The organism is Streptomyces sp. NP-1717, from assembly GCF_022695985.1.
GTDB lineage: Bacteria > Actinomycetota > Actinomycetes > Streptomycetales > Streptomycetaceae > Streptomyces.
Genome location: NZ_JAAPBF010000283.1, coordinates 1 through 8,128, shown reverse-complemented (window position 1 = coordinate 8,128; position 8,128 = coordinate 1). Strand labels below are relative to the sequence as shown.

Here is an 8,128-nt window from a genome sequence, read left to right as displayed (position 1 = left end):
CACCGCCCTGTGGCGCCGGACATACAATGCGACGCGAAATCGTGATCACCAACAACGGGGGTTGGCGCACCATGAGCTTCGGCGAGGACGGGCCCGCGCAGCGGGCCGAGGCGGCTGAACAGGGCTCAACGGCCATGCGGTTGAACCAGCTTCCCGCGGACGGCCCCGCCTCGAGTCCCGGCGGCACGTCGAAGCTCGTGTCGACGCCGGCCGAGAAGAACGCCGCCGCCGGCACCATCGACAACGAGCTGCTGACAAGTACCAAAAAGGCGGGCAACCACGCGGACGAGGCCAACACCGGCGCGGTCGGCGCCCTCAGCGGGTGGGCGACCGCAGGGGCACTCAAAAAGTTGCAGACCACTTGGGACGGGCAGGTGAAGACGCTCCTGGGCCGCCTGAGCAAGGAGCGTGACGGCCTCAGGGGAGCTGTCGGCACCCTCTCTGGGACCGACACAGCGCGCCGCGCCGAGATCTACGGCGTCAAGACGCCGTCGGCGTTCGACGGTTACCAGTGAGCCAGTGCGGGGCACCGCCGGTCACAGCCATCGCAGGACTCTGAAGCGCCCCAGGGGAAATGAGCATGCTGACATATCGCGAAGTCATGACCACCGACTTCGGGAAGCTCTCCTCCGCCGCCGACATGTGGAAGTCGATGGCCGAGGAATTCGGGAAGGTCGAGAAGCGCTACCGGGACGGTGTGCAGAAAATAACGCTCGGTGATGTCTGGCAGGGGGAGAGCGCCGACGCGGCGTCACTGAACTTCGCGGCCACCCGGTACGAGTACCAGGCCGCCCAGACGCAGGCAAAAGCGACGTCGACACTGCTGCGCAACGCGCACGACCAGTTCGTCGAGTTGAAGAAGCGACTGGAGACCGCGCGCGCCGACGCCATCAAGGCGGGCATGAGGGTCTCGGAGCAGGGCAATGTCGCCTTCGACTACGAGCGTGCCACCGAGAGCGAGCGCGACGCGCTCCGCCACGACCCGGACTACGCCAAGAGCGTCCGGGACAGCGAACAGTCCTGGGCCGAGTCCGTCAAGGCCTGCGTGAAGGCCGTCGACGACGCGGACAAGGACTTCCAGAAGGACCTCGAAGCCGTGGCCAAGGACAGTGGCGGCGGCAAGAACGACGGCACGGCGGGCGGCTTCAACGGCAACGCCGACGGCGTCGCGAAGGCGGACGACCAGCAGAAGCGGGAGCGCATGGAGCTCGCTTCGCTGGGGATGCGGGACAACGAGACGATCGACGACTACATCGCACGTCTCCAGAAGGAGGCCGTGGAGAAGGGGACCGGCAGCAAGCGGCTCGCGGAACTGTTCGCCGCGGTTCAGAACGGCACGGTCACCGCAGGCGCTTTCGTGGCCGCGGGCGTCGGGACCGCGGGCACCGCCTGGAAACTGTTCAGCTACCTGAAGTCGGGCAAAGACATCACCGCGGCCGGCACCACGCTCGCCAACTTCGTCAACCCCCGCATTGCCGGGGCCGCGCCCGGCAGCCTGTTGAGCAAGGTTCCTCCCGGCCTGGTCGGCGCCCTCACCGGGTCCGACGAAGCAGCCCAGTTCGGTACGTACCTGCGGAACGGTTCCTGGATCGTACCGACGGCTACCGAGGCCAATCTCGTGAGGGTCGCGCAGACCGGGGGACTCGCGAACGCCGCGTCGGCCGCCGGATGGCTCCGGGGCGCGGGTGTCGTCGGCGGCGTCGCGGCGACGGCCTACGGTGTGGCCAACTTGGCTACGTACGACGCCGATATGATCAAGGCCGATCCTTCGAAGTTCGCCACCGACCTCACGGGAACGGCGTTCAACGCGTCGATGACCGCACTGACCGTGGCGCCCAACCCAGTCACGGCCGGCCTGGCGATCGGCACGGGCGTGCTGTATGCCGGCGCTCTGGTCTGGGACAACCACGAGGCCATCGGCAAAGGGCTCGACACGGCCGGGGACTGGGTGGGCGACAAGGCGTCGGACATCGGTGACGGCATCGCGGACGGGGCGAAGAAGCTGGGCGGCGCCCTCAACCCGTTCGACTAGCGAGGGAAAGTCATGCACACGTCTATCAGCCCGTTCACGCTCGCGTCCTGGAAGGGGAAATCCCCGGCCGGGGGCAAGCAGTCCGGCTGGCAGGGCACGTCTCCGGAGTTCGGCGACATCCGGGTGGTGTACCCGGCGGGCCCTTATACGCGTGAAAAGATCGTCACCGCTGTGGAGGGTTCTCTGATTCCCGCGGCCACGTTCGAGACGCGTGGCATCCACACGGAGGTCGTGTTCATGCCGACCCTCAACCGAGCGACGCTGCGGGTGGGCGACGAGGTCGTGCGGATGAGCCGGAACCGGTGGGCGCAGACGCACCGGGGCCGCTCGCTGCGTATGACGTATCTGGGCGACGCGTACACGCTCACGGCGCTCAACCGCTGGGCGTACACGCTGTCCCGGCACCCCGGCGCCGAAGACCCCGGCGCCGTTGTCACCGTGCGTCAGTCGGGGCGCGGAAGCGGCAGAAAGGCAACCGTGCAGGCGGTGGGCCGGGTCCTGCCCGTCGATGTCTGTCTCGCGGCTCTTTTCTGCGGAGTCAACCGGTCCGTGCTCACAAAGCTCGGCGCCGTACGGGCGGGTTTCTCACGGATCATTACCTTCTGGCTCAATTTGCTGGGATGAGCGACTACCAAGTGAGTATGTATGCCTTCATTCGACATTTCCCGGTCCCGTTTCCGGCTGGCGGACGAGCACGTGATCGTGCTCTGCGCGTTGGCGACAGGGAGCGAGGTGCCCGACGAACTCGCGGCGGCCCAGAAGGAGTTGTTCGACTGCGGTCTGGTCGATGAGGACGGGAAGCTCTCCGCCGCGCTGCTGCCGCTGATGGAGACTGTCCTCACCCCCGGCGTGGTCATCTCGCTGGAGGCCGCCGGCCGGCAGGGCAAGCTGCACCACGGCATGCTCATCGGCACGGACCACGTCGTCGCGCACGAGGCGTGGCCGGGCGTGACCGAGGCGGAGTACTCCCTGCTCGAGCCGAGGACGCTGGTGTGGAAGCTCGCCGGCATGGTGAACCTCCAGAAGTCTCCGGCGGCGCCGGACACGGCTCCCTCCCTCGTCGAGACGACCATCGGCACCGTCGAGGCGGGTCTCGCCGTACTGGAGGGCGGGGGAGTCGTACGGTCCGCCGAGGACGAGCGCGCGGCGATCCGCCAGGCCCTCACGACGGGCGGCGGGCTCGGCGAGCCGGCGCAGGCGCTCGTCGCCGACCTGATCTCCGAGCTCCGGTCGAGCTGGCGCCTGACCTCGGCCTGGCGGACTCATCACGAGGGCAAGGAGGCTGCGGAGACGCGCGGCTTCGCCGTCTGGGACTGCGGCCCCCTCGGCTACTGGCTGCGGGAGTTGCCCGCCGAGCCGGTGGCCGAGGAGCGGATCACCCCGGCGAGCACGTTCAGGCTCGTCCGCGTGGAGGCCAGGACGATCTGGACGCGGATCACCGGCCTCCTGCCCGACCAGGGCGAACTCCGCCAGGCTGTGGCACAACAGCCGCACCGGGGCTGAGCGCGCAGGCGTGTTCGAGGTATGGCCGCACCACCCGGCCGGGCCGGCCGGGGTGTCAGCCCTTCGTCAGGCGGCGGCGCCGCCTCCACGCGCCCGTCAGCTGGGCCGCTATGTAGCACGTCGCGATCGTCGACAGTGACGCGCGGAACCAGCCGATGTCCGGGGACCACCAGGCGTAGGCCATCACCGGGACGAACAGCAGCAGTGCCGCGACGCGCAGGGCCCACCAGCGGGGGCGGCGTGGCCGGGGCGGGCGGCCCGTCGGGTCGCCCGAGAGGGTGTCGACTATGCCCGCGAAGAAGCCGCGCCGGGCCAGGACCCGGGCGTCGGCGAGGGTCGTGAGGACTTCGTCGCGGGTGCCGAAACCCGCCGGGAGCGGCGGCAGTCCGAGCGCGGCCAGCAGGGCGGACTGGCGGCGGGCGGGGTCGTCCGAGCCGCGCAGGAGGCCGGCGACCGGGCGGGCGTCGGCAAGGCCGTACACCGTCGCCAGGGTGCCGGCCGTCGCCGTGACGGCCGCGTGGTCGGGGACCGGCGCCGCCGGGTCCCAGTCGTGGTCGGCGACCTTCTCGCCCTGCTGGAACAGGGTGAAGCCGTACCGGTCGCCGGTCCGGCGCAGGACGAGCGCGGGCCACGGTTCGCCGGTGGTGAAGTTGTCGGCGGCGGCCGTCAGCCGGTCCTCGCCGAGGAGAGTGGCGCGGACGCCGGGCTCGGGATCGGCGGCGAGTTCGACGTACGAGGACCGCCCCGGCGCCGGGGCTATGCGCAGCGGGACGCCGCACATCAGCGCGGCGTCGGCGACGGTGTGCGGCGGGGCCGCGACCAGCGCCAGACAGTGCGGGGCGCCCGGGGCGGGCTCGTGCCGGTCGGGCGGCGCCGGCGGCCCCGGGGGTCTGGGCCGCGAGAAGAACGGCATCCGAGCCGCCACATGCATCCGTACGCCCGCCCGGAATTCCAGGAACTCCTGGCGCGCGTCCCCGAGATACGCCCACGGGTACTCCGTCGCGTGCACCCCCACCGCCCGGAACTGCTCCAGCGCCTCCCCGTGCCGGTCCGCCAGCACCAGCATCAGCGCCAGATGGTTGCGGACCCCCGCCACCTCCGGATCGCCCTGCGGATACGCGTCCGACAGCTCCAGTGCCCGCTTCAGCGCGGCGTGTATCCGCGACCGGTCGATCCGGTCGCCCTCCGCCGGGGTGCCGTCGGCCACCACGTCGTACTCGACGGCCGCCAGCAGCGGCAGCGCGTGCAGCTTCGAGCCCGGCAGGGCGTGCTCCGCCGCGCGCTCGGCGAAGTCGAACATCTCCGTGTGCGAGCCGTACCACTTGTCGCACAGGTACTGGAGCGCCGAGAGATGGCAGCCGTAGTGGTGCGGCGCGCGGGCGGCCGCCTCCGCCCAGTACGAGTCGAAGACCTCGCGCGGCGCCTGGCTGCCCCGCGCGTGGGTGAGCGCGACCTGCCACGGCACCGGGTCGGTGGGGTTCAGCTCCGCCGCGGCCCCGATCACCGGGACCGCGTCGTCGAGCAGCGCGAAGAACGCCTGGAACTGGTCGCGCGAGACGCTGCTCGCCCGCGCGCTCGTCCGTATCTCCCACGCCTGCCGCACGCAGTGCTCGGCCTTGACCAGTACGGCGTCCGGATCGGACGGCGACTCGGCGAGCCAGGCGTCCAGCCAGCCGGGGCTGTGCAGCGCGCTCTCGGCCAGCCGTGGCACGTACCCGCCGCGCCGCTCCCACTCGGCGCCGACGCGGGTCGCGGCGAGCAGATCCCTGGCGGGCCCGTGGTCGCCCGCGTACGCCGCGGTGAGCGCGGCGCGCAGTTCCGGCGCGGGCGGGTCCAGGACGACCGCCGCGTCCGGGGGCAGATGGGCGCCGACGGCGGCCCCGTGGCGGAGCATCCGCGGCAGGGTGATCAAGGTGCGCAGCGTCGCGGTCATCGTCACGGTCATCCATTGAAAGCGGTCGGAGGTGGCCGCCACCAGAGGCTTTCGGTGACAAAGCCGTATCGCATGGAGTAGCCGCGTCCGCCGGTCGCCCCAGGTGGGACCGGGTGGGCCGAGCCGGCCGGGTGTCGCGCGCGAGCGCTGCCGGGGCGGCGGTACCGGCCGCCGTAGGCTGCCCGACATGTGCGGAATCGTGGGTTACGTAGGCGGACAGTCGGCGCTCGATGTGGTCATCGCCGGTCTCAAGCGGCTCGAATACCGCGGCTACGACTCGGCCGGTGTCGCGGTCCTCGCCGACGGCGGGCTGGCCTCGGTCAAGAAGGCGGGCAAGCTCGTCAATCTGGAGAAGGCGCTGGTGGAGGGCCCGTTGCCGAGCGGCAACACCGGCATCGGCCACACCAGATGGGCCACGCACGGCGGCCCGACCGACGCCAACGCCCACCCGCACGCCGACAACGCGGGCCGCGTCGCCGTCGTGCACAACGGCATCATCGAGAACTTCGCCGAGCTCCGCGCCGAGCTGACCGCCCGCGGCCACGACCTCGCCTCCGAGACGGACACGGAGGTCGTGGCGCACCTGCTCGCGGAGGCGTTCTCCTCGTGCGGCGAACTGGCCGAGTCGATGCGGCAGGTGTGCGGGCGGCTGGAGGGCGCGTTCACCCTGGTCGCCGTGCACGCGGACGAGCCGGACGTCGTCGTGGGCGCCCGCCGCAACTCGCCGCTCGTGGTGGGCGTCGGCGACGGCGAGTCGTTCCTCGCCTCCGACGTCGCGGCCTTCATCGCCCACACCCGCTCCGCGATCGAACTGGGCCAGGACCAGGTGGTGGAGCTGCGCCGCGACGGTGTGACGGTCACCGACTTCGGCGGCGCGCCGGCCGACGTGCGCGCCTACCACGTCGACTGGGACGCGTCGGCCGCCGAGAAGGGCGGCTACGACTACTTCATGCTCAAGGAGATCGCCGAGCAGCCCAAGGCCGTCTCCGACACCCTCCTCGGCCGTATCGACGCCGAGGGCTCGCTGACGCTGGACGAGGTGCGGATCCCCTCCCGTGTGCTGCGCGCGGCCGACAAGGTCGTCGTCGTGGCGTGCGGGACCGCCTTCCACGCCGGGCTGATCGCGAAGTACGCCATCGAGCACTGGACGCGGATCCCGTGCGAGGTGGAGCTGGCGAGCGAGTTCCGCTACCGCGATCCGATCCTGAACACCCGCACCCTCGTCATCGCGATCTCCCAGTCCGGCGAGACGATGGACACGCTGATGGCGCTGCGGCACGCGCGCGACCAGGGCGCCACGGTCCTCGCGATCTGCAACACCAACGGTTCGACCATTCCGCGTGAGTCGGACGCCGTGCTCTACACGCACGCGGGCCCGGAGGTCGCGGTCGCCTCCACGAAGGCGTTCCTGACGCAGCTCGTGGCCTGTTATCTGGTCGCGCTGTATCTGGGGCAGTTGCGCGGCACCAAGTACGGCGACGAGATCCGCGCCGTGATCCGCGACCTGTCGCGGATCTCGCACGAGGTGGAGCGGGTGCTGGAGACGATGGAGCCGGTACGGGAGCTGGCGCGCTCCCTCGCCGACAAGAAGACGGTGCTCTTCCTGGGGCGGCACGTCGGCCACCCGGTGGCGCTGGAGGGCGCGCTGAAGCTGAAGGAGCTGGCGTACATGCACGCCGAGGGCTTCGCGGCCGGCGAGCTGAAGCACGGGCCGATCGCGCTGATCGAGGAGGACCTGCCGGTGGTGGTCGTCGTACCCTCTCCGCGCGGGCGTTCGGTGCTGCACGACAAGATCGTGTCGAACATCCAGGAGATCCGGGCGCGGGGCGCGCGGACGATCGTGATCGCGGAGGAGGGGGACGAGGCGGTGGTGCCGTACGCGGACCATCTCATCCGTGTCCCGGTGACGCCGACGCTCCTTCAGCCGCTGGTCTCGACCGTGCCGTTGCAGGTCTTCGCGTGCGAACTGGCGACGGCGCGCGGCAACGAGGTGGACCAGCCGAGGAATCTGGCGAAGTCCGTGACCGTGGAGTGAGCCACGGCGAGTGAGAGATGGGGCAGTGCAGTGATCATCGGGGTGGGGATCGACGTCGCGGAGATCGAACGTTTCGCGGCGTCGCTGGAGCGCACACCGGCCATGGCCGACCGGCTCTTCTGCGAGCGGGAGTTGCTGCTGCCGAGCGGCGAACGGCGCGGAATCGCCTCACTGGCCGCCCGTTTCGCGGCCAAGGAGGCCCTGGCGAAGGCGCTGGGCGCGCCGGGCGGGCTGCACTGGACGGACGCCGAGGTGTACGTCGAGGAGAGCGGGCAGCCGCGCCTGCGGGTACGGGGGACGGTGGCGGCGCGGGCGGCGGAACTGGGCGTACGGGCCTGGCACGTGTCGCTCAGCCATGACGCGGGGATCGCGTCGGCCGTGGTGATCGCGGAGGGGTGACGCCGCGTCCGGTGCGGCAGACTCGTTCCATGCGTACTGCCTACAGCGTTCAGACCGTACGGACCGCCGAGCGGGAGCTGATGGACCGGCTCCCCGACGGCGTACTGATGCAGCGCGCGGCGACCGGACTGGCCGCCGCGTGCGCTGATCTGCTGCGGCGGAGAGGGCGGGTGTACGGGGCGCGGGTCGTGCTGCTCGTCGGGAGCGGCGACAACGGCGGCGACGC

The 8,128-nt window shown here is 71.1% G+C and carries 8 protein-coding genes; 7 read left to right on the top strand and 1 reads right to left on the bottom strand.

Translation table 11 applies throughout. The features are described 5' to 3' along the window. Positions 1-41: 41 nt before the first annotated feature. The 4 genes from GXP76_RS32185 (at position 42) to GXP76_RS32170 (ending at position 3,535) form a co-directional block, all read left to right on the top strand. Positions 42-515 (top strand): hypothetical protein, encoded by a 474-nt coding sequence (locus tag GXP76_RS32185; RefSeq protein WP_242575151.1) that lies wholly within the window; start codon positions 42-44, stop codon positions 513-515. Positions 516-580: 65 nt separating this feature from the next. Next, positions 581-2,032, top strand: coding sequence for a hypothetical protein (locus GXP76_RS32180; protein ID WP_242575150.1), 1,452 nt, complete (start codon positions 581-583; stop codon positions 2,030-2,032). Positions 2,033-2,044: 12 nt separating this feature from the next. After that, positions 2,045-2,656 carry a hypothetical protein gene (locus tag GXP76_RS32175; RefSeq protein WP_242575149.1) on the top strand — a complete coding sequence of 204 codons (612 nt, stop codon included), beginning with the start codon at positions 2,045-2,047 and terminating at the stop codon, positions 2,654-2,656. A gap of 21 nt (positions 2,657-2,677) precedes the next feature. Beyond that, positions 2,678-3,535 (top strand): histidine kinase, encoded by an 858-nt coding sequence (locus GXP76_RS32170; RefSeq protein ID WP_242575148.1) that lies wholly within the window; start codon positions 2,678-2,680, stop codon positions 3,533-3,535. A gap of 55 nt (positions 3,536-3,590) precedes the next feature. On the opposite strand, the gene GXP76_RS35955 is transcribed toward GXP76_RS32170, so the two are convergent. Further along, positions 3,591-5,468 (bottom strand): DUF4034 domain-containing protein, encoded by a 1,878-nt coding sequence (locus GXP76_RS35955; RefSeq protein ID WP_308354272.1) that lies wholly within the window; start codon positions 5,466-5,468, stop codon positions 3,591-3,593. 187 nt (positions 5,469-5,655) lie between these two features. Here GXP76_RS35955 and glmS point away from each other — a divergent pair, with 187 nt between their 5' ends. The 3 genes from glmS to GXP76_RS32150 all read left to right on the top strand — a co-directional run. Beyond that, the gene (gene glmS / locus GXP76_RS32160) at positions 5,656-7,503 is read left to right on the top strand and encodes a glutamine--fructose-6-phosphate transaminase (isomerizing) (RefSeq protein WP_242575147.1); all 1,848 of its coding nucleotides are present in this window, start codon (positions 5,656-5,658) and stop codon (positions 7,501-7,503) included. A 30-nt stretch (positions 7,504-7,533) separates the two neighbouring features. Then, positions 7,534-7,902 carry a holo-ACP synthase gene (locus tag GXP76_RS32155; protein ID WP_242575146.1) on the top strand — a complete coding sequence of 123 codons (369 nt, stop codon included), beginning with the start codon at positions 7,534-7,536 and terminating at the stop codon, positions 7,900-7,902. Positions 7,903-7,931: 29 nt separating this feature from the next. Further along, on the top strand, positions 7,932-8,128 hold a 197-nt coding region (locus tag GXP76_RS32150; RefSeq protein ID WP_242575145.1), incomplete at its 3' end, for an NAD(P)H-hydrate epimerase.